General features: G+C 46.5%; 21 protein-coding genes and 1 other RNA gene. 9 read left to right on the forward strand and 13 right to left on the reverse strand.

Features of this window, described 5'->3' with window-relative positions; all coding sequences use genetic code 11:
- Window positions 1-137: 137 nt before the first annotated feature.
- Both B5D42_RS16985 and B5D42_RS18045 read left to right on the forward strand, forming a co-directional pair.
- Window positions 138-1,259, forward strand: coding sequence for a HEAT repeat domain-containing protein (locus B5D42_RS16985; protein WP_078832739.1), 1,122 nt, complete (start codon window positions 138-140; stop codon window positions 1,257-1,259).
- Window positions 1,256-4,822: a sulfatase-like hydrolase/transferase gene (locus tag B5D42_RS18045; RefSeq protein ID WP_217698856.1), complete on the forward strand. Its 3,567-nt coding sequence runs from the start codon at window positions 1,256-1,258 to the stop codon at window positions 4,820-4,822. Before B5D42_RS16985 ends, B5D42_RS18045 begins: the two co-directional genes overlap by 4 nt.
- On the opposite strand, the gene B5D42_RS17000 is transcribed toward B5D42_RS18045, so the two are convergent.
- Genes B5D42_RS17000 through B5D42_RS17010 form a run of 3 tightly spaced genes read right to left on the reverse strand, consistent with a single transcriptional unit; the run spans window position 4,819 to window position 7,648 of the window.
- A complete protein-coding gene (locus B5D42_RS17000) occupies window positions 4,819-6,009 on the reverse strand; it encodes a hypothetical protein (RefSeq protein WP_078832740.1) in 1,191 nt (396 codons plus the stop codon). The two genes, B5D42_RS18045 and B5D42_RS17000, sit on opposite strands and share 4 nt — an antisense overlap.
- Complete coding sequence (locus B5D42_RS17005; RefSeq protein WP_078832741.1) at window positions 5,991-7,247, reverse strand: YaiO family outer membrane beta-barrel protein; 1,257 nt, start codon at window positions 7,245-7,247, stop codon at window positions 5,991-5,993. The genes B5D42_RS17000 and B5D42_RS17005 overlap by 19 nt, the downstream gene beginning before the upstream one ends.
- A gap of 44 nt (window positions 7,248-7,291) precedes the next feature.
- Window positions 7,292-7,648 (reverse strand): response regulator transcription factor, encoded by a 357-nt coding sequence (locus B5D42_RS17010; RefSeq protein ID WP_078832742.1) that lies wholly within the window; start codon window positions 7,646-7,648, stop codon window positions 7,292-7,294.
- Between the two features lie 284 nt (window positions 7,649-7,932).
- Here B5D42_RS17010 and B5D42_RS17015 point away from each other — a divergent pair, with 284 nt between their 5' ends.
- Entirely contained in the window at window positions 7,933-8,346 is a 414-nt protein-coding gene (locus B5D42_RS17015) for a VOC family protein (protein WP_078832743.1), read from the forward strand.
- Window positions 8,347-8,398: 52 nt separating this feature from the next.
- Here the strand turns inward: B5D42_RS17015 and B5D42_RS17020 are convergent, their stop codons facing one another.
- Both B5D42_RS17020 and B5D42_RS17025 read right to left on the reverse strand, forming a co-directional pair.
- Window positions 8,399-8,953 carry a dihydrofolate reductase family protein gene (locus tag B5D42_RS17020; protein WP_078832744.1) on the reverse strand — a complete coding sequence of 185 codons (555 nt, stop codon included), beginning with the start codon at window positions 8,951-8,953 and terminating at the stop codon, window positions 8,399-8,401.
- A 97-nt stretch (window positions 8,954-9,050) separates the two neighbouring features.
- Window positions 9,051-10,145, reverse strand: a complete 1,095-nt coding sequence (locus B5D42_RS17025; RefSeq protein WP_078832745.1) for a Fic family protein — start codon at window positions 10,143-10,145, stop codon at window positions 9,051-9,053.
- Window positions 10,146-10,461: 316 nt separating this feature from the next.
- Here B5D42_RS17025 and B5D42_RS17030 point away from each other — a divergent pair, with 316 nt between their 5' ends.
- The gene (locus B5D42_RS17030) at window positions 10,462-11,688 is read left to right on the forward strand and encodes an exo-beta-N-acetylmuramidase NamZ family protein (RefSeq protein ID WP_078832747.1); all 1,227 of its coding nucleotides are present in this window, start codon (window positions 10,462-10,464) and stop codon (window positions 11,686-11,688) included.
- Between the two features lie 173 nt (window positions 11,689-11,861).
- Here B5D42_RS17030 and B5D42_RS17035 read toward each other — a convergent pair whose 3' ends face one another.
- Entirely contained in the window at window positions 11,862-14,042 is a 2,181-nt protein-coding gene (locus tag B5D42_RS17035) for a TonB-dependent receptor domain-containing protein (RefSeq protein WP_139367223.1), read from the reverse strand.
- A 186-nt stretch (window positions 14,043-14,228) separates the two neighbouring features.
- Here B5D42_RS17035 and B5D42_RS17040 point away from each other — a divergent pair, with 186 nt between their 5' ends.
- Complete coding sequence (locus B5D42_RS17040) at window positions 14,229-15,548, forward strand: serine hydrolase domain-containing protein (protein ID WP_078832749.1); 1,320 nt, start codon at window positions 14,229-14,231, stop codon at window positions 15,546-15,548.
- A gap of 147 nt (window positions 15,549-15,695) precedes the next feature.
- On the opposite strand, the gene B5D42_RS17045 is transcribed toward B5D42_RS17040, so the two are convergent.
- The 7 genes from B5D42_RS17045 to B5D42_RS17075 form a co-directional block, all read right to left on the reverse strand.
- Window positions 15,696-16,946, reverse strand: a complete 1,251-nt coding sequence (locus B5D42_RS17045) for a type II toxin-antitoxin system HipA family toxin (protein ID WP_078832750.1) — start codon at window positions 16,944-16,946, stop codon at window positions 15,696-15,698.
- A 7-nt stretch (window positions 16,947-16,953) separates the two neighbouring features.
- The gene (locus B5D42_RS17050; protein ID WP_078832751.1) at window positions 16,954-17,244 is read right to left on the reverse strand and encodes a helix-turn-helix domain-containing protein; all 291 of its coding nucleotides are present in this window, start codon (window positions 17,242-17,244) and stop codon (window positions 16,954-16,956) included.
- Window positions 17,245-17,654: 410 nt separating this feature from the next.
- Window positions 17,655-18,272, reverse strand: coding sequence for a YceI family protein (locus tag B5D42_RS17055; protein WP_078832752.1), 618 nt, complete (start codon window positions 18,270-18,272; stop codon window positions 17,655-17,657).
- A 148-nt stretch (window positions 18,273-18,420) separates the two neighbouring features.
- Window positions 18,421-18,794: a transfer-messenger RNA gene (gene ssrA / locus B5D42_RS17060) on the reverse strand.
- Window positions 18,795-19,383: 589 nt separating this feature from the next.
- Complete coding sequence (gene rseP / locus B5D42_RS17065; protein WP_078832754.1) at window positions 19,384-20,733, reverse strand: RIP metalloprotease RseP; 1,350 nt, start codon at window positions 20,731-20,733, stop codon at window positions 19,384-19,386.
- Between the two features lie 46 nt (window positions 20,734-20,779).
- Window positions 20,780-21,937: a 1-deoxy-D-xylulose-5-phosphate reductoisomerase gene (locus B5D42_RS17070; protein WP_078832755.1), complete on the reverse strand. Its 1,158-nt coding sequence runs from the start codon at window positions 21,935-21,937 to the stop codon at window positions 20,780-20,782.
- Window positions 21,938-22,029: 92 nt separating this feature from the next.
- Window positions 22,030-23,523: a GH3 auxin-responsive promoter family protein gene (locus tag B5D42_RS17075; protein ID WP_078832756.1), complete on the reverse strand. Its 1,494-nt coding sequence runs from the start codon at window positions 23,521-23,523 to the stop codon at window positions 22,030-22,032.
- 270 nt (window positions 23,524-23,793) lie between these two features.
- Here B5D42_RS17075 and rplU point away from each other — a divergent pair, with 270 nt between their 5' ends.
- The 4 genes from rplU (at window position 23,794) to B5D42_RS17095 (ending at window position 26,506) form a co-directional block, all read left to right on the forward strand.
- Window positions 23,794-24,099 (forward strand): 50S ribosomal protein L21, encoded by a 306-nt coding sequence (rplU, locus tag B5D42_RS17080; protein ID WP_078832757.1) that lies wholly within the window; start codon window positions 23,794-23,796, stop codon window positions 24,097-24,099.
- 70 nt (window positions 24,100-24,169) lie between these two features.
- Complete coding sequence (gene rpmA / locus B5D42_RS17085) at window positions 24,170-24,436, forward strand: 50S ribosomal protein L27 (protein ID WP_078832758.1); 267 nt, start codon at window positions 24,170-24,172, stop codon at window positions 24,434-24,436.
- A gap of 72 nt (window positions 24,437-24,508) precedes the next feature.
- Entirely contained in the window at window positions 24,509-24,739 is a 231-nt protein-coding gene (locus B5D42_RS17090; RefSeq protein ID WP_078832759.1) for a hypothetical protein, read from the forward strand.
- Between the two features lie 93 nt (window positions 24,740-24,832).
- On the forward strand, window positions 24,833-26,506 hold the full coding sequence (locus B5D42_RS17095; protein WP_078832760.1) for a DNA polymerase/3'-5' exonuclease PolX: 1,674 nt from the start codon (window positions 24,833-24,835) through the stop codon (window positions 26,504-26,506).
- Window positions 26,507-26,574: the final 68 nt, after the last annotated feature.

The raw sequence follows: 26,574 nt of genomic DNA on the forward strand, positions 1-26,574 counted from the left end.
TATTTATCCTTTGAATAACAGGCAAAAACAACTATATAACAGTGGCAATGACGTACCCGTTACAGGCTGGAATTTGCGTTTTGCTAACTCCTGTCCTTAGATTTTGCAGAAACCATCTTGCCGTCATATATTTAAGTATGTATCCATATGAAACCGGTTGCCTGCTGGACAGTATTCTCACGCGGTTCATCACCCGTATGACCCAGGGGGACACGCTGTTGTTATCGGTACTCGTGCTGATCGTTCTTATCGCGCTGGTAGTGGCATCTATCTATCTCTACCTGTTCTTTAAAAAGAAAAAATTCATTTATATCGAGCGGATACGGCAATACATGGAAGATATCATTTCACAGATCATTGCCGAAGAAAGCGCTGTAGGATATGAGGTTCCCGGGAGGTTGTACAAGATTCTGGACAACCGGCTTGCCAGGCAATTTGCAGTAGATGAACTGGTGCGCTGCAGGAAAAACTTCTCAGGTACGATCGGGGAAGGCATTGCCAACCTGTATATACAGCTCGGACTCAGGGAATTCTCCCTTGCGAAACTGAAACGCAGCAATAAATGGCATGTAAAAGCCCGGGGCATACAGGAGTTATACCTCATGGGCCAGGAAGATGCGCTGGCAGATATTTATAAGTATACCGATAACAGGAATGAGTTTGTACGGATGGAAGCCCAGACCGGTGTTATCCATCTGACAGGTTTCAGCGGACTTCGTTTCCTCGATATCATCTCCTACCCGCTCACCGAATGGCAGCAGCTGAAACTGATGGAACAATTGCGCCGTTATCCCAACAAGGAAGGGTTTGCAGACAATTTACCCAAATGGCTGCGGTCGGAAAACAATACCGTAGTAAGCTTTGCACTCAAGCTCACCGAAGATTACCAGCAGTTTGGTGCTACGGAATACGTTCAGAAATGCCTTGTTCATCCGGATGCGCTGGTGCGGAAGCAGGCCGTGAGAACGCTTGTGCAATTAGCGGATGAAAAAACACCGATGGTCCTTTGCGGTTATTTCAGCAAGGAACCATTGAAAAACCAGGTTGCGATCCTGGATGCACTATCAGACATTATCACCGGAGAACAGTCAGATTTTCTGAAGCAGCAGCTGGAACACCCCGATCATATCGTTAAACTGAAAGCGGCTGCGCTGCTCACGGCAACTTCACCCGACGGACTGGACTTTATTCTGGCCAAAGCGGCTGAGCAGCCGGAGCCTTACCAGAGAATCTACAATGCGGTAAACAGCAAAAAATGAACCCGGAAGCTATCATCGACATATTATTCCATTTTATCACTTATACCATTTTCGCGTATTCGGTATTGTTGCTGTTGTCCTATATATTCATCGGCCTGTTCTCCATCGGTGAAACCCGGAAATACATGCGGAAGAACCAGTTTACCGATTACCGTGTGCTGGCGGCTTCCGTTCATGCACCTTCCGTAAGTGTACTTGCACCTGCTTATAACGAAGGCAAAACCATTGTTGAGAATGTACGTTCCCTCTTGTCCATTTATTATACACATCTCGAAGTAATCGTGATCAACGATGGCAGTAAAGACGACGGACTCGAACAACTGATCGCCGCATACGACCTGGAAAAGACAGAAATGTTCATCGATGTAAAGCTGCCCTGCAAGGAAATAAAAGCTGTTTACAAAAGCAGGAACAGTATCTATCATAAGCTGTTGGTGGTGGATAAGGTAAACGGCGGCAAGGCAGACGCGCTCAATGCCGGCATCAATGTATCATCGAACGATATTCTTGTATGTATTGATGTAGATTGCATCCTGGAACAGGATGCGCTTTTAAAAATGATCAAGCCTTTTATGGAGCAGACCGATAAAAGGGTGATCGCTACAGGTGGCGTGGTACGGATTGCCAACTCCTGTATTATTGAAGACGGCAGGCTCATCAAGGTAAAACTGGCAGAAGATTATCTCCCGCGCATACAGATCCTCGAATATATACGTGCTTTTCTTTTGGGCAGGATGGCATGGACCCGTCTCAACGGGCTGATGCTTATTTCCGGCGCCTTCGGTGCATTCGATAAAGAAATTGCAGTCAAATGCGGCGGTTACAACCACAATACAGTGGGTGAAGACATGGAACTGGTGGTACGGATGCGCCGGTATATGGAGGAAAAGAACGAGCCTTATGTGGTCACTTATATTCCGGACCCATTATGCTGGACAGAAGCGCCATCTACATTCAGGATCCTGGGCAGACAGCGTAACAGATGGATACGGGGAACCTATGAAACGCTGAAATTTCATAAAGTGATGTTCTTTAATCCGAGGTATCGTTTGCTCGGGATGCTCAGTTATCCTTACTGGTTCTTTTTTGAAATGTGTGCTCCGGTTGTAGAGTTCCTGGGTTTTATCGGCTTTTTCATTTTCGCACTGACAGGCTACCTCGACTGGCAGTTCTTCATCGCATTCCTTTTGTTCATCACCTGTTTCGGTTATCTCTATTCGGCCTTCGCCATACTGATGGAAGTACTGACCTTTAACCAGTATAAGCGACGGGTAGACATATTCCGCCTGCTCATCACCGGGCTTTCCGAACCGTTTTACTACCACCCTTTTGTTGTATGGAGTGCGATCCGCGGCTACCTCGACCTGATCAAAAAGAAAAAAGGCTGGGGCGAAATGACGCGGCAGGGTTTTACCAAAAAGAAAAACACGGTCATTGCAGGAACAGTTGTTCCCGTAAACCCTGCCGTTACCGCCAGCGTTCCTGAACCGGAAGCAAAGGATGAGGAGGGCTGGGTAATGGAGACAAAGATCATTCCTGCCATCGGGCGGTCGCGTATGTTCCTGAACAAATCATTCAGGTACTATGTGCAGCATGCGTTGATCCTGCTATTATTGCTTGTATGTGCCCGGGTATTTGAACTGGTGTACGATAATATTCAGCACGGAACCGCACCATTATTCGGCAAAGTGATCTTATCGGCTGCGCTGAAAGACCTTGCTTTTTTCTTCCGGACCATCACTATCTGTTATCCTTTGTTTGTGCTTCTGTACGCGATTCATCAACCGGTGGCACGCTGGTTCTTTATTATCCTGTCTCTTTTTATTGTACTGATCCAGCTGGGACTTTCTTTTTATTTTGTGAGCACGCTGGTACCACTGGGTGCAGATCTGTGGGGCTATTCAAAGGCAGAGATCCGGCAAACCGTCGGCTCTGCAGGCAGCATCAACGCGGCATCTATCGCTATGTTCATAGCTGCTGTTCTGATGATCATCAGCGCATTTGTATTTCTTCCCCGTCAGCGCAGGAATAACAAATGGCTGGTTCGTCTTTTCTTCATTTTGTGCCTGCTGTCGCTTTCCCGCGCCTCAGAGTCGGTACAGGAAGAAATGCCTGGACAGGAATACAGCAACCTGCTTTCTGTAAACAAATCCTGGTTTTTCTACAGCGAATCTTACCGACACTTCTTCCCAACGGAAGCGGGCGTTGATATTTATTCCGCTGCTTATACAGGGCGTATACCGGATGGTACAGCAGATACGGCACTGGCTTCTTACCGGTATATCGATGAAAACAATTTTCCCTTTCTGCATACTACGGACAGCACGCTGGATGTATTATCGCCATTTTTCAACAGGTCGCCGCGTGCGCCGGATATTGTTATCCTTCTCGTAGAAGGACTCGGCAGGGCTTTTACCAATAAAGGCGCTTACCTCGGCAATTTTACGCCGTTCCTCGATTCATTGTCGGATAAAAGCCTGTACTGGGAGAACTTCCTGAGTGCGGGAGGAAGAACATTTGCCGCACTGCCATCCATCATGGGCTCGCTGCCTTTTGCATCACAGGGATTTTCAGAACTGGGTAATGCGATGCCGGAGCATTTTTCGCTGATCAATCTGGCTGCCGGGAATGGCTACCGCACATCCTTTTATTATGGAGGCGATGCTCATTTTGACTTTATGGATACTTATATGGAGAAGAACCATATCAGTTCCGTGAATGATGAAAAAACATTTCCTGCGGGTTATATAAAAATGCCCGGCGAAAACGGATTTAGCTGGGGTTACGGAGACAAGGAATTGTTCAGACGCTACCTGCAGGTGCAGCCTACTTCCGCGCAGCCTTCTCTTAATGTGTTGCTGACGGTGAGCACACACAATCCATTCCTTATCAACGAGCAGGACAAATACCTGCAGGCTTTTGAACAGCGGATGCAGTACCTGGGTTTTACCGATGATCTTAAAAAGCAGAGCCGTAACTACAGTCGCCAGTACGCAAGTATTCTTTTTACAGATGATGCATTAAGAGACTTTTTTGCGCAATATTCCCAAAGACCTGATTTCAGCAATACCGTATTCCTGATCACCGGCGATCACAGGATGCCGGAAATACCGATGTCTACCAAATTAGACCGTTATCATGTTCCACTGATCATTTACTCGCCCCTGCTGAAAAGAACCGCGAAATTCTCTTCCGTTTCCTCACATTTCGATATCACGCCATCACTGCTGGCCTGGATGAAGAAAAGCTATAACTGGCATGTTCCGGACAGCGTGAGCTGGATCGGCAGCGGACTGGATACAGCAAGAACATTCCGCAATATCCATGCTTATCCTTTAAAGCAGACCAAGACCGATCTGAACGATTTCGTAATGGGTGAATATATGGTGAGCGGCGACAACTTTTTCAGGATCAACAACAATATGGGATTATCTCCTGAGAATGACAATGCAAGGCAACGGGCACTTATTGATGCATTCGCAAACTTCCGCAGCAGGAATGAGAAATTCATCCGGACCAATAAGATCGTGCCCGACAGCCTGTTGCGGAAATACCTTCCTTAATCAGGTTTGATCTTGCTGTAATAATCATTCAGTACCGATGTAACCAGCGGGCGGTAAAAAGACCAGAAGAATCCTCTCCTGTCCTGCTCATCGTGCGGGTTGAACATGAATCTTTTGAACGCTCCGATACCTTTAAAATGAGAGGAGAATACCGAAACCGGCGCATCGGCAAAATCGCCGGAAAAATAATAGAAGCGGTAATCGTCTGCAATATGTGCAGTTACTGCAGGAAAGCTGGCAGGCAACCCGTGCCTGTTCAGTTCCTCTTTACCTTTTGCAGTCGTTTCGATCTGATAGGATGACAGGATCTTATTTACACGCGGATCCGGCTGTACAATATCGAACCAGAAAGAATAAGGTATTTTTTCCGGCAGGCCATACTTCTTCCGGGCATCTGCTGTTGAATAAATATAAGGCACCGTTGTTTCCAATCCGCTGCCTTCTTCAAGGATCACTACGGTATCATCGGAATGAATAAAAGCAATGCCAGGTTTTGAAAAAGGCCAGGCACCATTGTGCTGTTGTTTGTAATTACTGATCAGCCATTTCGGAAGTTCTTTGTTGACCGTGGTATCGAAGCTGCTGAAAAAGCGGCCGATCCAGCCAGTCCACCGCACGCCGAAAAGGTTTTCAAATTCAGCCCGTACCGCAGGAGGTGTAGGAGAAGCAAGGCAGTTGAATTCCGTGATCAGCAATTTCTTTTTATCACGCATTTGTTTGAGGAGATAAAAGTCCTGCTGGCTGAGTCCTCCGTATACAATACCGGATCTTTCTTTGGCATCGCCTTCTTTGAGCCATTCGTTCCTGAAAATTCCATATGCATCGGTGATATACATGACATCTGCATCAACTGCAAGCCTGTCCAGCCTTTCCGTACTGAATTCTTCCAGTCCGTGCAGTTCATAACGTTTACCCTCAAGCGGGAAAAAGCCATAATAATCTTTTCCGCTTTTGTATAATTGTCTGCCGTCTTTGGTAAATTTTTCCTGATCGAGCACCCAGTTGAGGGAAACATGTTCCTGGTCTTTCGTATTGAGCACCGTTTTATCAATGATCGCGATCACCAGTTCACGTTTGGGCGCACAGAGCCAGGCAATGTACATCCATACCGGCAGCAGCAGGAGCAATACCAGCAGCGTACGGATGACCGTACCCGTTCCTGTTCTTTTTAAAAACGAAAGAGCCATCCCAGACTGATTTGATATTGATTGCCCTTGGTACCCGGAAGATATTCCTGGTTAAACCAGTTACCATCCACACTAAGCACATTTAACCGGCTGACTTTTTTCCTGAAAGAGAAGCCCGCCTTATAGGAAGTGAGGCGAATGTTATCACCAAGTTGTATCGCATTAAAGCGATCGTCGGGAGAAATGCCGTACCCCGCAATCAGGCCGATCATATCGTCGGAACTGCCATAATAATACCGAGCTGAAACACTGTAGGAAGTGGACAGTGTTTTAGTGAATGTACCTGGTGTGATATAGACACGCCCCCCGAAGAGCCAGCTTTTATAATACTTACCTACATACCCGGTATAAACCCAAACGGGGTCGCCGGAAAACCGGAGATATCGTACACCGAGCTCGCCTTCAAAACTTTTGGGCAGGTTGGCATACAGGGAAAAGCCGCCGCGCCAATGCGGGAACACACCGATCTTATCCGAATAACCGGCCCCGACATATGTATAAAAGGTTTTGGAGATGCGTGGGTATGCTTCCAACTCGTACTGGATCCCGTTTTCCGCAAAGCGGTTGGCGTAATTGATGCGGCCGGTGACAGTACCGATGCCCGTTACTCTTCCGTAATCAAGCGAAACAAGATGCCAGGGATCAGGGAATTGCTTGTCGAAATACACGTAATCATAACTGATACCGATCTTGTTCTTTGCAGCAGATTCGCGGATCCTGCCTTCGAGTGCACGGGCTTCAGTATTGTTCCTGTTTACCTTAAAAAGCTGATCGATCGCCAGTTGGGCAGCTGCATAGTTCCGCTCTGCATTCAGCACTTTCGCTTTCAGTAACAGCAGGTTTTCGGAGGCAGGATGATATTGTAATGCGCTGTCAAGAACACGTAAAGCCGCAGCATTCTGATCGTTCCAGTATTCAAGGCTAGCGAGAGCAACAGAAGCGTCTTCGTAGGCGGGGTCTTTAGTCAGTACATCATGAAAATAGTAACGCGCGCTGTCGTATACTTTTGTCCAGGTGTAAATCCGGCCCAGGAATATTTTGATATCGGCATAGCCGGGACTGATGGCCAGCGCCTTGTGAAGGTATTTTTTTGCAAGCGTGTAATCATCCTTCTCGAAAGCAGCTTTTCTTGCTTCGGTCAGCAGGCCATCGGCTGAAGTGGTATCCTGGGCGGCTACCCCTGAAGCAGTCAGCAGGGATATGAACAGTACAGACAGGCAGATACTGGTTTTTCTCATAGACAGGAAATTAGTATCGAATAGTTTCTTTTCAGTTATTCCGGTTAACGGAGCAGTCTTTTTACGCGGATAGCGAGTTCGTTGAGGCTGAAAGGTTTAGTGATATAATCATCAGCGCCGAGGTCGAATGCTTCCATTTTCACCTGTTCCTGCTCCATACCTGAGAGCATGATCACAGCGATCTTCTTCTCCATTTTCTGCCTGATGAAATTAATGATCTCCATTCCGGATGCATATGGCATCATTATATCCGTGATCACAAGATCGGGATTCTCTTTCCGGATATGTTCCAGTGCCTGCTTTCCATCCTGTGTGATAATCACTTCATACCCTTCTTTCTTTAATTTCAGCTCAATCGTTTTCAGCAATAACGGCTCGTCTTCCGCTACAAGTATTTTCATTCGGGTGGATTTTGGCATGTAAAATATTGATTTTAACGGTTGACTTATATATCTTTTTCATCTTATTTCCTAGCCGGTTGAAATAGCGGCCGTATTACCGATCAGCGTTAGAACAATAATTGAAAGATTTTATGTGTTGTTCAGGTATTTAGGTATAAATACGTGAACTGTTCTGTCGCAAATAACCCCTTAAAAAGCCGTAAACAGCATAGACTGTTTTACAGAACGGCAGGTACCTTTATATTGTTGATAACGATAAAACCGAAACCAAAAAATCAAACATCATGAAACGGATCGATGCTTACCTGTTTTTTGAAAATGAGTGCCGCGAGGCGATGACTTTTTACCAGCAATGCCTGGGCGGCGATCTTTCTCTGATGCCGATGGGTGAATCTGCCGTGGCCGACCAGATGCCGGCCGATAAGAAAGACTTGATCATGCATTCGAGCCTCATCAATGGCGGAGTGATCTTACATGGAGCCGATAACTGCATGGGCAATACGCTGGTAAAGGGCAAGACTATGGCGCTTAGTCTTAACTGCAGCAGTGATGAGGAACTGCACGATATCTACAATAAATTATCAGCCGGCGGCACCGCTACACATACACCGCGCGTTGAATTCTGGGGTGATACTTTCGGAATGTTAACGGACAAGTTCGGGGTAGACTGGATGTTGTCTTACAGGCCGCAGGAGTGATAAATGGTAATACGAGATACTACATACATAAGGTTCCCGCATAGGGAACCTTTTATTTCACATAATGAAGCGCCATGCACCCCGATTTAAACACTTTCGAGCTGACGAGCTTCAATTTCAAGCCTTCAAGGCTGATTCCTTCCAGCAAACGCCGGCCTTCGCCAACGATCAGCGGCTGAACCACGAAACGGTATTCATCGATCAGGTCCATTTGCATTAATTGTGACGGAAGATCCACGCCGCCGAGTAAAATATCCTTACCCTCTTCCTGTTTCAGTTTAAGGATTTCTTCCCGGAGATCTGTGCCGACGATCTTTGTTTTTCCATCATCTGCCTGCTGCAGCGAACGGGAAAACACAACGATCTTCCCGACAGCATCAAAAGCCCGCGCAAACGCATTCATTGTTTCGTTGGTTCCGGAATTGTTCCTTGCTATATCCGGCCAGAAAGGAACCATCAGCTCATAGGTTTTACGACCGTAAACGAGTACATCCACTTCGCCGAGGAGATTTGTGAAATATTCATGGATCTCTTCATCGCCGATCCCTTTTGTGTGATCGCAGCAGCCGTCTAAAGTGATGTTGATCGCGAAGATTAGTTTTCCCATTTGAAGATATATTTAAAGCTTCTAAAATTAAGAAAGAGCCGAAATATCCGTTTACACACAATCAACATTAAACGTCTACCATGTATTTGAATGGGAGTTAATTTCCATGAACTGTAAGTAAGTTTATTACCCTGTGATTAATATAGTAGGTAGTCCGGCCTATTTTTTGCGGCTTTAAGAGCCCTGCTTCTGATAGTTTTTTCAGCCAGCCTGATGCTGTTTGTCTATGTGCGATATTTTTTCTCTCCAGCAATTCTATTTTCAGATATGGGAGTGTGAACATCAACTGTAATAAATTATAACTGAATGACCCGCCCAGCACTTCGCGCATTCTTCGTTCATATTCCTGCTTAAGTGCCAGCAATTCCCGGATCTTCCGGGTACTGAGTTGTGCAGTTTCCATCACAGCTGTTAATACATACATGACCCAATCATTCCAGTTATTTTTTTCCGTCACCCCCCGCAACAATTGGTAATATTCGGCTTTGTATGTTACGATATAAGAACTAAGATATAACACCGGTTGCGTCAGTAATCCCTGCTGTACCAGATATAATGCATTAAGAATTCTTCCTGCTCTGCCATTTCCATCTATAAATGGATGTATTGATTCAAACTGGTAATGAATAAAGGCCATTTTAATCAAGGGGTCCATTGGAGATACAGTGGCGTCATTTATGAATCGTTCCAATGCAGCCAGCTTTTCTCTCAACACATCTTCACAACAGGGAGGCGTGTAGATGATCTCGCCATTAATAGCATTTTTTAAGGCTGTACCTGGTGTATTTCTTATGCCTGAATTATTTTGTTTAATAGTTTGCACTACCTCGATCATTGTATTGGTTACAAGCAGGTTGCCTTGCAACTTCATTTTTTCAAGTCCTTTGTACAACGCATCTTTATAACTCAATACTTCTTTTGCTGCATAACTGGCATATGCTTCTTCTGCGGCCGCTTTATATAACTCATCCAGAGTGGTCACAATATTTTCGATTGCAGAACTGTCTTTACTTTCCTGAAGCACGATAGTATTGATCAATAAATTGGGATCGGGCAAGGATGCGCATAAACCATTAAGCTCACCCAAATAACGGGAAGCAAGGCTTAACTGTTTCAGTATTTCAGGGCTTTCAGAAAACCCAGCTGGCGGCAAATCCGGAAGATCATTATAAGGAGTAAGCTTATTGTACATTACTTATTATGCTTTTTCACTATTTTATCGACATTAATTTCTTTCGATCGTTATTGATTCATCATAAAATAAGTTTCATGTTGAAAAAGAGCGATCATTTCGACATAACAACTAAGATATGTCGAATGCTTCAACATTTCACCTTCCATCATGATGATTTTCACTAAAAATTTCGACATAAAGATACCAATTAATAGCAATAACTCATTAATCCAGTCTTTACAATGCAATTCCTGTATTGTCTGTCTGAAAATCTATAGTGCCATAACACTATCGGAAGAAAAAACCCTTTTATATTTATCCCTCAATCTGCCATATGAAAAAACGCAATCTCTTTATTGCCTGCATACTACTGACTGTTAGTATCTTATCTTTTAACAGCAGTCATGCAACTACACCTGATCCTGCTGCAAAACCCATTCTTACCGGTGCCGATCAACTCGATAAATACCTGCCCCTGCTGAAAGGCAAACGGGTGGCGATCATGGCGAACCCGACAACCATTATCGGCAAAACCCACCTGGTAGACAGTCTTCAGAAACTCGGGGTAAAAATTGTAAAGGTATTTGGCCCCGAACATGGATTCCGTGGCAATGCAAGCGCAGGCGTGCATGTGGCAGACGAGACAGATCCGGCTTCAGGCATTCCGCTGGTTTCCTTATATGGCAAAAAGAACAAACCAAGCAAAGAAGACATGGCAGATATCGACATCCTTATCTATGATCTGCAGGATGTGGGCGTTCGTTTTTATACCAACATCAATGCACTCTCACGCCTGATGGATGCCTGTGTGGAGAACGATAAGGAAATGCTGATCCTCGACAGACCCAACCCCAATGCTTACCTGGTAGATGGACCTATCCTGGATATGAAATATAAATCAGGTATCGGTATGTTCCCGATACCGATGTCGCATGGCCTTACCGTGGGCGAGTTTGCGATGATGGCGAATGGCGAAGGCTGGTTGCTCAACAAAGAAAAGAAATGTAAGCTCACGGTAATACCGGTGGCGAATTACGATCATGATATGCCGTATACGCTTCCGGTAAAACCATCACCCAACCTCAACACACAGCAGGCGATCCTGTTATACCCGTCTACCTGTATGTTTGAAGGAACCTACCTGAACCATGGCCGCGGAACGTTATTTCCGTTCACTGTACTGGGAAGTCCTGAACTGAAAGGCATTTATTCTTTTTCTTATACGCCAACCAGTATCAAGGGAATGTCGGAAACACCCTTGTTCATGAACCAGGAATGTTTCGGGCTCGATCTCAGAAACTATGATGTAGAAAAGCTGAGGAAAAGCAAACAGATCAATATCAGCTGGATCATAGAATTATACAATGCACATCCGTACAAGGAAAAGTTCTTCGATGGTAAACTGAGCAAGGAAATGAACTCCATAGAGATCCAGATCGGCGTAGGTGAATTCAGGCAGCAGGTGATGAACGGCGTATCTGAAGCAGAGATCCGTAAAAGCTGGGAACCGGGATTAAGCCAGTACAAGGAAATGCGGAAGAAGTATCTTTTGTATCCATAAAATTCTGACAATTATAGAAATACTAAAAAAGGAGATTGCATTTTTGCGACTCCTTTTTTAGTATGATTACCTACCTCAAAAAACATGTGAAGACTGCAAAAAATGCATCTTGTCATCAACCTTATTTAAATGAAACGGATCTGTCCATTCTGAAGAAAATACTGTGAGGCCGGTTACCTGATCCTTCCGTTTTCCGCTTCAAGCGCAGAACTCCGGTTACGGGGTGCTTTGCTGTTCTTGCTGGCAAATCGGTAACTCAGGTTCATCCGGAATTGCTGTGTTTCATAATAGCCATAAGTCTGAATGTAGTAACCGCCCATATCCTGGGTCGTTAGTAGTTTGTTGCCCTTGTAAATATCGTTCATAGCAATACGGATGGTACAGGCGCTGCTGAGGTTCTTCACGAGTGCGAGGTCTACCTGGCTGATGGCCTTTGTGCGCTCATTGGCGGCGTTCAGTCTTCCTGAATTGTAGATGGCTGTTACTTCCGCATTCCACGTTGGCGCAAGTTTGAAACGCTGAACAAAATTGAAGCGTGCCGCAAACTGTTTCGCTTGGAGATCTTTATAGGCAGCGAAATTAATGTCATTATGCAGGTAAGTGAAAGTAACATTCAGGTTCAGATCCCACCAGGGTGTTGCGGCAACGCCCTGCGCTGCTACCAGTGCCCAGCTGTTCTGCCTGCCGATATTGCGGGGGATCATCATGATGCTGTTATTAGCCGTTGTATCGGTGATCCTGGCGATGTAGGATGCAGTGCTGGTATAGTTCAGACTGATCACTGTTCTGCTCCCGTTCACCCATTGCAGACCGATACGGTGCGAGAGCTGCGGTTGCAGATAAGGATTGCCCTGCCAGTAAGAAAGTTCGTCGAGCATATACATGAAGGGGTTCAGGTCCGGATAAGCAGGCCGGTCGATCCGCCTTGAATAAGATAAGCTGAGCGATTGCCGCTTACTCAAAGCATAACTGACATTACCTGATGGAAACAAATGTGTATAGCGCCGTTGCATGGTATCGCTGTTATTGGCAGTATGCTCCATTCTTAAACCCAACTGCCAGTTCCATTTACCGGAAGAACGGCTGTACGAGGCATAAGCGCTGGCAATGGATTCCGTAAATGCAAAGCGGTTCGATCTCCTGTTGTCCAGGCTATCGTAGGAAACAATATGATAAAACCGGCCATTGTTCTCCGAACTGATGGAAGAATACTTCCCACCGAACTCCAGTTTGCCCTTCCACAAAGGCTGTGCGTAATCGGCTTTAACCGCAAACAAACGGATATCGATGTTATTCAGCGTACGGTAATGGTTCTGGTTTAATAAACTCCCCGAATGATCTGCATAGATATTCGATTGCAGGTTGGCATTCTCTTTTGAGAAATCTCCATAGTCCACATCTATATTCAGCTGGCGGCCGCCTTTGTCTTCGTATTGATAATTCAGGTTCACATTGTAACGCGCAGTGTTTTGCCTGTAATAATCGTTTACTGCATCCAGTACCTGCTCAACAGTAGTGGTGTTTAGCCCGCTGATCTTTGTATCCGTTTCCGTTTTACCGCCGCCGGGAATGAAATTGGCGGAGAACATCAGGCCCAGCGTTTGCTTTTCATCGATGCTGTAGTCCACTCCTGCCCTGCTGTTGAAACGCAACCGTTTATCACGGTCGAACGTGCTGCTGTTATAATACCTTCCGTTCTGGTAGCGGTCGGAGCCGTAATCGTAAGTATAATGTCCGATGAAATGATTGTACGCAAGCATGTAATTCCAGCGGTTCCTGCGATAATTGAACGACAGATCCGTATTCTGTTTAGGCGTAACCCCGATGCTTACACCGGTATTCATGTTGCCGTTCAATCCTGTCCCCTGCATTTTTATGGTGCGGATATGAATGATCCCAGCCGTACCGGAGGCATCATATTTAGCACCCGGACTGCTGATCAGTTCAATGGATCTGATGGAAGACGAAGGCATCGACTGCAGCATGTCGATAATTTCCCGGCCCGACAAAAAACTGACGCGGCCATCGATCATTACCGTAACGCCGGTGCGGCCATTGAGTGAGATCACGGTATTGTTGTTCACTGCAACACCCGGCGCTCTTTTCAGGGTTTCAAGGGCCGTCTGTCCGATCGCATCAGCAGAACGCGCCACGTGGTAAATAATGGTTCCGGCAGTGGTACCAGCTTCGATAACCTGCTGGCGGGATTTGACGGTAACTTCATCGAGCGCTTGCTTTGCAGACAAGGTATCTTTTTCTTTGAGCCTGAGCGAATCTGTATTAGCGGATTGAGCAGACAGGATTGTGTATGAAGCACCTATTATTGCAAAAAGCAGCAGCATTCGTAAAGTCATAGCTGAAAGAAACGCATAATTTTTCAAAAACACGCAATAAAAAGGATCAATTGCGGTTTCCTGCCTGGCACTGGCATTCGATTTTACGATGAACAATTTTGCGATGAGCGGTATTCAGTGTATTTTCATTGCACAATTACAAAGGGATTGCCCCGCACTTCAGCCATCATTTTAAAATTTATTTCGATGACGAAAAGAATCATTCTTTCGGTAATGATCGCATTGGCCGGACTGGCAGCAACTGCGCAGGATTTCAACAAAGCGAAGCTCGACAGTGTGTTCACCGCATTAGAAACCAATGAAAAGTTCATGGGGAGCACGGCTGTAATGCGCGATGGCAAACTCCTTTATACAAGAGCGATTGGCCTGAGTGACCGTGAGATGCAGAAACACCCGGATGAAAATACGCGGTATCGCATAGGATCCATTACCAAAACTTTTACATCGGTTCTTGTACTGAAAGCCAAAGAAGAAGGCAAATTAAATCTCGACGATACCATCGATAAATATTTCCCGGAAGTTCCCAATGCAAAAAAGATAACGATCCGCCACCTGCTTTCGCACAGAAGCGGCATACATAATTTCACCAGTGATCCCGCCTACGAGACCTGGAACACCACACCGAAGACCAGGGCCGAACTGGTTAAGATCATTGGCGCTGCAGGCAGCGATTTTGAACCCGGCACGAAAGCTGCATACAGTAATTCCGGCTTTGTATTGCTGAGCTTTGTGCTGGAAGATGTATACAAAACACCTTATGCAAAACTCATCCGTGAAAAGATCACCACTCCCATTGGCCTGCGCAATACTTATGTAGGCGGCAAGATCAAACCTGAAGCTGGTGAAGCAAAATCCTACAAGTACGACGGCACCTGGAAGCTGGAAAAGGAAACGGACATGTCCATTCCCATGAGCGCAGGCGCCATCGTGTCTACGCCAACCGACCTGGTCCATTTTGCCGAAGCCCTGTTCAGCGGCAAACTGATCAGTGCTGCCAGCCTGCAGGAAATGAAAACACTGAACGAAGGCTATGGCCTCGGCCTCTTCACGTTCCCTTTTTATGATAAGACAACCTATGGACATACAGGCGGCATCGACGGCTTTACCTCCTTCCTCTCCTACGATCCCGATAACAAAATAGCTTATGCCCTGATTTCAAACGGCTCTAACTACAATAACAACAATCTCTCGATTGCAGTGCTGAGCGCGGCCTACAACAAGCCTTTTGAGGTTCCGCGTTTCAGCGCTTACAAAGTCACTTCCGAAGAACTTGATCAATACCTCGGCGATTACGCATCCAAAGACATCCCGCTGAAAATAACCATCGCCAGAGAAGGCAGCAAACTCATAGCAAAAGTTGCCGGCCAGGGAAACAAACCACTCGATGCGCTGGAAAAAGATAAGTTTGGGGATGAACTGGCGGGGGTTATTTTGGTGTTTAATCCGAAGGAGAAAAGTTTTGTGATGAGTCAGGGAGGGCGGAGTTTTTTGTTTGTGAGGGGGTAGTGCTTGGAGGTATGACATAGAAAATTACAAAACCTCTGTTCCGCTTTTTCTGTGTGCCTAATCGCTTACCGAGGTAGAAATTGCGCTCTTGAAATGGATATTGTACTTGCGTTGAATGGACATCTCTGAGTAACCAGTTGACAAAAGCTACACCATGAAAGCGCCTGCCATTTGCTCATGCTCCAATCTGGAGATACCGATCTTTGCAGCGATTGTTTTCCAGTTTTTTACAGCTGCGGTTACTTCAGCGATGATCTTATCCATCTGCAGGTTATTTAGCCGGAAAAATTTGCCCACACTTTTAGCCAGCCCGAAATCCAGTGTGTTGTCATCCATATCGATGTTCAGTGAAAGACCATTTTTGTCTACCGAGGGATTGATATCATAGGCAGGTGACAAGTGCCAGCCATTGCCAATCACAATGAACCCATGATTGCGATAGTGGTCATCGGTGTTAGATATCGCAATATTGAAGACCATCCTTCGCCAAAGCTGTTCGAGGTCAGCATTAATATTCGCACCGTAGTTCTGAATGGCCTCTGCGATATCGAGGTAGCTTCCGGGATTATCTTTTATGGTGTCTTCGCTGTTACCGGTCAGGGTCATGGCGGATGCGAAATGGATTCTTTCACTATTTGATCTGTCGAATCGTTTGGTGAAAAAAGTGTGGTGCTTACCGGCTATATGTTCGATCCTTGAGTCTGACATGTATATACCGGCATCTTTAGCAAGAAGGTAGGCTAAGTATTCCCACGCTGCTTTGTCTATGGTGTCTGCTCCTGAAGGAAATTTGGCGATCCACGGGTGTCGCTGGTCGTCCAGGATATTGGCTTTGGGTCTTGCGCCACCGAGTGATGAACCGGGCGCCATCAGAAGGGCGATCCATTTTTTGATATCTTCGTCGTCTTTGTCCGCTTCGATGATTTGCGCCGCATATTGCAGTTCGCGGATATGCGACCAATGAGGTGTAGGTGAAGCGGCGTTGTTGTCAAGAAAAGGGCCGTCCGGCTCTGTTTTGAAACGTAAGGCCCCCATCCTGCTCTCGTCATACACCCCGAGTAAAAAATCGATATCATAGAGGGTTCTGGGCGCGCGATCTTCTTCACGTGCATTTTGCGCTTCGCGTCTTTTCATAAGTGTTCTTCCCCAGGTATCGGGCATCGAGTCCTGGAACACCCCGAAATTCTCTTTGTTCCGGGTAGGGTATTGCGGGCCTGGGTAATAGGCGATATCCGGATCGAGTGTCAGTGGCGCAAATGCATCCAGCCATTCTTTGTTATAAGCGAAGCTGAAGGCTTTTTTAGCCTTTGCCTGCCGGGCAGTAAGCACTCCGATACCCATGGGCTTCGTCAAACCTTTCCAGTCTGCGTAAACATATATGTCTGTATTTGTCGCCATGTCGGTTTTATTTAATCAGGTCCAGATCCTGCAGTTTGCGACCGTACTCATCGTCGGCTGCCAGTTTCAGAAAATCATCCTGTAATCCCAATACACGCAGCGTGTTGAAGTAAGCACCCAGAGAAACGCTGGGTGTACCTTTTTCAATTTCATACAAGGTCGACCTGTCTATCCCGGCCCTTTCCGAAACCTGGATAGTAGTTAGTCGACGACGTTTTCTTGCCAGCTTAATATTCTCCCCCAGCTGTTCCAGAATACGCTGATACTTGGGAAAGAGTATCTGCTTTTTAGTTTTCATTTGTTGGTTATTATCCACAAATATATTTATTTTGCTGTAAATAAGCAACATTTATATCAATTTGCTCGAGAAAAGATCTTATAAAAACTTGACTTTGCTAATAATCGAGCGTTTTCTGAGTCCATTAGCCGTATTATACGGCGCAAGCAGATAGCCGGTGTCGATTTTTTTATTCTTTGCCATTTTTACCTTTTTTTTTGAACAGCTACATTGTCGCCATTCCAGTAAAAAGTGGCTCCATATATTATTTGCAGCCCGGTATTATCTTTTGGTACGTTTGTTTGGGTTGCTCATAGGAGGTATAAAAAGCAGACATCGGGATTAAAATATAGATGAGTACATATTTCATGATTTTGTTCATTTCTCCAGAATCAATCAAATCCTGACATCGTAAAATGTCGCGTTGTGTTTTACCTGCTCATGGTAATGTCCAGTGATACATGAATAAGCGGTACAAGCTTTTCCCTGATGGCCGATAAGGAGTCAAGTCGATGCTTGTCATGTGTTTTATCACCAATCTCCCATAACTGGTTCGATATGTCGACCGCAGCAGTAATATGGCAGGTATCGCCTTTTGTTTCGATGGTTGCTGTAAATGCTATTGGCTGGGTAATGCCTTTGATCGTAAGGTCGCCCGAAACATCATAGTTCACCGAAGAACCGATCCGGGTGATCTTTTTTACCTCCATGGTCGCGAGCGGATATTTGTCTGACGCAAAAAACTGGGGCAATCTCATCTCCGCTTCCTTTTTTTTATTACCTGCTTTAGTGGGGTTATCTGTGGTCCGGATGCTATTCATATCCATCTGAAAGGTTCCTTTTAAAGGTTCACCCGTGTCTGAAAACTCTAAATTACCGGATTGAAACAGAAAGTAACCATAATGCCCACCCATCATATTTTTTGGGGTACTCCACATTACTTTACTTTTTTGAACATCCAGCTGCAAGCCTGGTTGTAATTTTCCCTTGCAGTTTACAGAAAGGAGCATCATTGGTATCAGAAGAGCAGTAGCGGCTTTATGCATCATTTTTATGTTTTAGCGAAACTACCCTGCTGTACACTGGCGCGAAGAATCCAGATTGTAAATTAAAATGTAACCATTGTAAAATATTGTCGATACACTTATTTAGACCGCACTTTAAATAAAAAAGGAAATGCATTATGCATTTCCTTAACTGTGGAGCCGAGGGGAGTCGAACCCCTGTCCAAACATCGTAACCATTAGCTTTCTACATGCTTATTTCATTATTATTTGTCGGCCCGGAACAGGGAACGAACAAACCGATCCCGGACTTAGCTGTATGGTCTTAAGTAACAGTCACAGCCTTCTGTTACAGCAACCTGTGTTTGTTTTGAGTCGGCGGCGGAACCTGGTAACAGGTCAACCTGTTCGGCGGCCCGAATGACTACGCTAATCTCTGATTAGGCAGCCATGGCATACTGTGTATTGCCATTTGAAGTTTGAGCATTCAGATTAAAGTGCTAATTACACAACGCACTGCATGCTTACACCAACCGCCACATATGCTGTCAAAACCAGTACGACCCCATATTGCGTAAAGTGTGTTTGTAAAGGTACGGAGATTTTGTTGAAGTGAGGAGCGTTAGGGTGCGGGGATTGTGGGCGGGTGAAGTGAGGGGCGTTGGGATGCGGGGATTGTGGGCGGGTGAAGTGAGGGGCGTTGGGGTGCGGGGATTGTGGGCGGGTGAAGTGAGGGGCGTTGGGATGCGGGGATTGTTAGCGGGTGAAGTGAGGGGCATTGGGGTGCGGGGATTGTTAGCGGGTGAAGTGAGGGGCGTTGGGATGCGGGGATTGTGGGCGGTGAAGTGAGGGGCGTTGGGATGCGGGGATTGTGGGCGGTGAAGTGAGGGGCGTTGGGATGCGGGGATTGTGGGCGGTGAAGTGAGGGGCGTTGGGATGCGGGGATTGTGGGCGGTGAAGTGAGGGGCATTGGGATGCGGGGATTGTTAGCGGGTGAAGTGAGGGACGTTGGGATGCGGGGATTGTGGGCGGGTGAAGTGAGGGGCGTTGGGATGCGGGATTGTTAGCGGGTGAAGTGAGGGGCGTTGGCGTACATAAAACAAAACCCGCTGGTGGGCGGGCTTGCTTTATAGTGAGATTCTTATTTCTTTTCTGTTTAACGGAAGAGACGCCAGAAGTCGAGGCCGAGGGCGTACGCCATTAAGCCAAGCAGGAGGATCATGCCGGCCATCTGGGCGTATTCCATGAACTTGTCGCCGGGCTTGCGGCCGGTGATCATTTCGATGAGGGTGAACAGGGCGTGGCCACCATCCAATGCCGGGATCGGAAGGATGTTCATGAAGGCGAGGATGATGGAGAAGATGCCTGTTAATGTCCAGAATCGCTCCCAATCCCATACGCCGGGGAATGTATTACCGATGCTGATCACACTGCCGAGCGAATCGCTGGCATTCACTTTACCCGTGAACAACTGCTTCAGACCAGTTACATACCTGTCGAGGGTTTCCCAGCAGCGTTTGAATCCTTCAGGCACCGCTTCGAGGAAGGTGTAGTCTTTGGTTACCGTTCCGAAGAGCTCTGCAGGGAATTTCTGGCGGAAACCGATGGATGCTTTTTCGTTGATGCGGGCGCGGACGACTGCAGTATCATGTCCGCGCAGAACAGTGAGCGATACGATCGAATCCACATAACTTTTCTTCAGCTTATCGAACTCGTGGTAATAAGTAAAACCTGTTCCGTTCAGTGCGATCAGGGTATCTCCTTTCTTCAGTTCGCCCTGCGTAAATACAGCGGTCTTCGCTACAGAATCCACAATCACGGGATAACGCGGGTACAGCATACCGGCAAACTGTTTGTTCTTCATCATTTTTTTGATGAATCCATCGGGGATCTGAACATTTACGGTTTGTCCGTCGCGCATTACCTGCATCTGCTTCACTTCCTTCAATACCATTTCCGCTTCAATGGTTGCGAAATTATCTACAGGTTTACCATCGAGACTGAGAATCATATCGCCATCGCGTACGCCAATACTCTTTGCCAGTGAATCTGCATATACACCATATTTCAGGTTCTTTGCCGGCATATACTCTTCACCCCATACCCAGGTAATGCCAATGAAGATCACGATTGCGAGGATCACATTCACGATCACACCGCCGGTCATGATGATGAGGCGCTGCCAGGCCGGTTTGGAGCGGAACTCCCAGGGCTGCGGCGGCTGTTTCATCTGCTCTTTGTCCATGCTCTCGTCTACCATACCCGAGATCTTCACATAACCGCCGAAGGGTACCCAACCCAAGCCGTATTCCGTATCGCCGATCTTTTTCTTCCAGAGACTGAACCAGGGGTTAAAGAAGAGATAGAATTTTTCCACGCGGCATTTGAACCAGCGTGCTGGGAAGAAGTGCCCCATTTCGTGCAGCACTACCAATATGGAGAAAGACAGAATGAATTGTAATGTTTTGATGCCTACGCTACTCCAGTCGATTGCTAATAATGTCATATTGTTTTCCGGCAGGGATGATGAATAATGGTATTGAAATGAATTGTTACATATGTATCAGCGATGCAGCGAAGTTACGCGCCTCGCCATCGCTTTCAAAATACTCTTCCAGGGTGGGCTGTTCGATGAATGCGATCTTGTTCATGGTCTGTTCTACCAGTTCGGTCATGTCCAGGAACCCGATGCGGTTGCGCAAAAATGCATACACGGCTATTTCATTCGCGGCATTGAGGATACAGGGCATATTGCCACCTTTGTACAATGCTTCCGTTGCCAGCGCCAGGTTGCGGAATGTTTTCAGGTCCGGCTCTTCAAATGTGAGCGTGTTATGCTTCCTGAAATCGAAGCGCGGGAAATCGTTGGCGATCCTGTTGGGGAATGCCATGGCATATTGAATCGGCAGTTTCATATCCGGCAGGCCCATCTGGGCTTTGATACTGCCGTCTTCGAACTGCACCATGCTGTGAATAATGCTTTGCGGATGTACCGTTACCTGGATCTGGTCCGGCTGCAGGTTGAACAGCCATTTGGCTTCGATCATCTCGAGGCCTTTGTTCATAAGCGTAGCCGAATCGATGCTGATCTTGGCACCCATGCTCCAGTTGGGATGCTGCAACGCGTGATCGCGTTTTACATTCACGAGAAAGTTTGGTTTTTTACCCAGGAACGGGCCGCCGCTTGCCGTGAGGATGATCCGTTCGATCTTGTTGCGCCCCTCGCCTACCAGGCACTGGAATATGGCGGAATGCTCACTGTCTACCGGGATCACCGGTACCTGCTTTTCCATCGCCTTGCGCATCACGATATCGCCTGCCACTACCAAAGTTTCCTTATTGGCCAGCGCAATCGGTTTACCAATGGCTATTGCCTGCATCGTTGGACGTAAACCCGCATAACCCACAATGGCTGCCAGCATCATATCGTAACAATCCAGCGCCGCGGTTTCTTCCAGTGCTTTTTCGCCTGCAAATACCTTCACATCCGTTCCCGCCAGTGCTTCTTTTACCTGGGTATATTTCTTTTCATCACCGATCACCACCGCATTAGGGTTGAATTGCAGCGCCTGCCTGATCAGCAGGTCGGCGTTCGACTGTGCTGTCAGGATCTCCGCCGAAAAAAGACCGGGATTTGCGGCTATCACTTCCAGCGCCTGCGTACCGATCGATCCTGTTGATCCGAATATGGCTATGCGTTTCTGACTCATTCAATCATTTTAAATATAAAACCTTTACAATTTAAGGCAAACCAGCGAGGATTTGGCTTAAACAAGCTCCGCTCCTGTTTTTTAACAATGAGCTATTCTGTAAAACCGGCAAGTCCTTCGGCGATCTGTCTGTCGTTACTCAACCGGGGTACTTTATTCTGTCCGCCCAGTTTGCCAATGCCACGCATATAATCTATAAAACCATTCTTTCTTACCGGCCTGATCCTCAGTGTCTGCAGGATATTCCCACCGATCAGGTCGTCGTAATACACATTTTTCTCTCTCAGGTTCCGGTCTACTTTTTCCGCAAACGCTTCCAGGTCGGCCGGCACCTGTTCGAATTCGATGAACCATTCATGGTAACTTTTGCCCTCGTGCTGCTGGATCATGGGCGCCACGGTGAATTCGGTGATGTGCATACCTGTTTCCGCTGCCGTTTTCAGCAGGGCATATTCCACTTCCTCTCCGATCACGTGCTCCCCGAATGCCGAGATAAAATGTTTGATCCGGCCTGTTACAACGATCCTGTACGGATCTGTGCTTACAAATTTTACCGTATCCCCGATATTATAACCCCAGAGACCCGCGTTGCTGTTGATGATCAATGCATAATTTTCGCCCACTTTTACATCTTTCAGCGAAAGGCGGCGCGGGTTTTCCTGGAAGATCTCGCCGGCGGGTATGAATTCGAAGAAAATACCGCTGTTGGTATTCAGCAGCAAGCCTTCCGCTTCCTGCGAATCCTGGAAAGCGAAAAAGCCTTCGCTTGCCGGGAACAGCTCTATCGTATCCACTTTCCGGCCGATACTTTCGAATAATTTAGCTTTATACGGCTCGAAATTCACGCCGCCCTGCACCATTACGCTGAAATGCGGGAACAGTTCACCCACTTTTTTGCCGCTTTTTTCGATCAGACGGTCAAAATACATCTGCATCCACGGCGGGATACCGCTGATCAGGGTCATATCCTTATTGATCGTTTCAGCCACGATCTGGTCGAGCTTGGTTTCCCAGTCTTCGATGCAATTGGTGGCATAACTCGGCAGCTGGTTGGCGCGCAGGTAACCCGGAACATGATGATTCACTATGCCACTGAGCCGTCCCGTAGGGATCCCGCCTACCCGTTCCAGTTCGGGGGAGCCGCTCAGGAAGATCATTTTTCCCGTGGTAAAAGCCGCATTTCCAGTCTCCGCCATATAGCAAAGCAGTGCATTCCGGGCGGTATTGATATGATTAGGGATGGAATCTTTGGTGATAGGGATGTATTTTACCCCGCTGGTAGTACCGCTGGTCTTGGCCAGGTAAATTGGCTTGCCGTTCCAGAGTACATTCTGTTTTCCTTCCTTGATCTGGTTGATATAGGGCTTGAGTTGCTCATAATCCCTTACCGGAACCGCTGCAGCAAATTCCTGGTGCGAATTCACGGCCGTGAGCTGGTGATCCTTGCCGAAAATAGTGTTCTTACCCGTCTTCAGTAACCCTTTCAGTATCATTTCCTGGTCTTCCAGGGCTGTATGCATGCCTTTCCGGGTCTTATTATATATATAATTGGCAAAAGGACGGGCCAATAAGGATTTTAAATTCATGGCGTTAGGCTGATCTGATGGTCAGCGGGACAAAAATAGGGGTAACTTGGTGCTTTGCATTGCCGGCCGCGTATATTATGGTTAATTTTTTTCCAAAGCTGCTGTATGCAAAGGTGTATTCCGGCCAGGATTTCTGCCTGAAAACCTAACTTTGTCCTGCCCGGAACAGCTTCGGTGGTTTATCCACTCCCGTGGACAAGATTTATTTCAAAAATCTTTGCATATTCTCATCGTAAATCCATACCTTTGCCGTCCTAATTTTGGATAGCTATGTTAGCAGTAGTAAAAATCGCAGGTCAGCAATTTAAGGTACAGGAAGGTCAAAGCCTGTATGTTCCTCACCTGCAGGGTAAAACCGGAGACAAAGTTGAGTTCAGCGACGTATTGTTTGTAGACAATGCCGGAGCTGTATCTGTAGGCAGTGCAGTAAAAGCAACTGTAAAAGCAGAGATCGTCAGCGACCTAGTACAGGGTGATAAAGTGATCGCCTTCAAAATGAAAAGAAGGAAGGGCTTCCGCAAGAAGCACGGTCACAGGACCCACTATACCAGGATCAAAATCGAAAGCATCGCTTAGTAAAAAACGTTAATTAAGAACAGTACCTGTGAAAGCAGGAAGTTGTTTTTAATACTTAAAAAAAAGAACTATGGCACACAAAAAAGGTGAAGGTAGCGTAAAGAACGGCCGCGATTCACAAAGCAAACGTTTAGGCGTAAAGATATATGGAGGTCAGCCTGCAGCTGCAGGAAACATCATCGTTCGTCAGCGTGGTACACAATACCATCCTGGTAAGAATGTTGGTGTAGGAACTGACTTCACACTGTTTGCATTAACAGATGGTATCGTTGAATTCAAAAAAGGAAAGAACGATAAGAATACTGTTTCTGTACAACCGGCTGCCGCTACTGCATAAAAAATTTTTTTTGCAGTTACAAATAATTTTTTATTTTTAATGCATATTTACTAACCATTAAATCTAAAAAACATGGCAACTGCAAAAAAAGCAGCACCTAAAAAGGCTGCTGCAAAGAAAGCTGCACCAAAAAAAGCCGCTCCTAAAAAAGCTGCTGCAAAGAAAGCCGCTCCTAAAAAAGCCGCTGCAAAGAAAGCTGCTCCTAAAAAAGCTGCTGCAAAGAAAGCCGCTCCTAAAAAAGCTGCTGCAAAGAAAGCTGCTCCTAAAAAAGCCGCTGCAAAGAAAGCCGCTAAGAAAAAATAATCTTACGGCTGCGCAAGCAGAAATAGATTTAAGAAAGGTCCCGCAATTGCGGGACTTTTTATTTTATCTTTCCCCTGTCAATTTGTTCAACCCATGGATAATTATAGCATCGCTGATCATTTTTCGCTGTTGTCTAAACTGATGGACATTCACGGAGACAATAGCTTCAAGGCCAAATCCTACGCTGCCGCGGCTTTTACCATAGAAAAGCTGCCGGTGGAGCTGTCTACCCTCCCCCATGAAAAAATATTCAGCATCAAAGGGATCGGGGATGCGATCGGCAAAAAGATCATCGAACAACTGGAAACAGGTCAACTCTCCGCTCTTACGGAATACCTTGAAAAAACTCCGCAGGGTATCATCGAAATGATGAACATCAAAGGCATCGGCCCTAAAAAGATCGCTACCATCTGGAAAGAACTGGAGATCGAAACACTGGGTGAACTGCTCTATGCCTGTAATGAAAACCGCCTCACACTTTACCGCGGCTTCGGCGAAAAAACGCAGCTCAATATCAGGAATGCCATTGAATTTTATTTCAGCACCCTCGGCAGCTACCTCTACCAGCAGATCGAAAGCTATGCTACCGTTCTCGATCAGAAGCTGAAAGAAGTATTCCGTGGCCAGCAGTTTTTTCTCACCGGGGAATACAGGCGGCAACTTGAAATTATCAACAGGCTGGAATGGGTTACTACCGTGCCCGCCGGTGCCATCAAAGATTTTTTTACCGAACAGGAATATGAGATCACTGCCAGTGACGGCAACTTCATTTCCCTGAAAGGCCGTGAAAACGTTTCCCTCTCCTTTTATTCCTGTACACCTGAAGCCATACACAGGCAATTATTCCTTACCAGTTGCAGCGAAGAATTCCTGCAGGCCTGGAAAAAGCTACATGATATAGAAGCTGTTGCTGATTACCCGGATGAAGAAAAAATTTTCGAAGCAGCCGGCATAACTTTTATTCCCGCTTACCGCCGCGAGAAAGCCGCAATCCTTGAACAGGCGCGCAATGGTGTTTTACCTGAAGTGATCACTCCGCAGGATATCACCGGCATTATCCACTGCCACAGTAAATGGAGCGATGGTGCAAGCGCCCTCGATGATATGGCTCAGGCGGCCATCGACCAGGGTTACCAGTACCTTGTGATCAGCGATCACTCTAAATCTGCCTTTTATGCAGGCGGACTGAACGAGGAAAAAGTAATGGCCCAGCACAAACAGATCGAAGAGCTGAACAGCAGGCTTGCCCCTTTCCGTATTTTCAAAAGTATTGAAAGCGATATCCTGAACGACGGCAGCCTCGATTACAGCAATGAAGTACTGGCCAGCTTCGACCTGGTGATCGCTTCGGTGCATTCCAACCTTAAGATGAGCGAGGAGAAAGCGATGATGCGACTGATCAAAGCCATCGAAAATCCTTATACCAGTATTCTTGGCCACATGACCGGCAGGCTGTTGCTGAGCCGGAACGGCTACCCGGTAGACCACAGGAAGATCATCGATGCCTGTGCAGCCAATCAGGTAGTAATTGAACTGAATGCCCATCCACGCAGGCTCGATATCGACTGGAGGTGGATAGACCTGGCTACCGAGAAGGGCGTATTGATCTCGATCGACCCTGATGCGCATGCCATAGACGGCTTCAACGATTGCCGTTATGGTGTTTTCGTTGCCCAGAAAGCCGGTTTAAGAAGGGAACAGAATCTCAGCAGCTTTTCGCTTGCTGAATTTGAATCTTTCGTGCAGCTACAGCAACGTAAACGATAAAATCGGTTCGCTGCACAACAACCAACGATTGTTTTGCTTATCTTTTAAAAAATTAGTACTGTAAAAAG

The sequence above is a fragment of the Sediminibacterium ginsengisoli genome, from assembly GCF_900167075.1.
Lineage (GTDB): Bacteria > Bacteroidota > Bacteroidia > Chitinophagales > Chitinophagaceae > Sediminibacterium > Sediminibacterium ginsengisoli.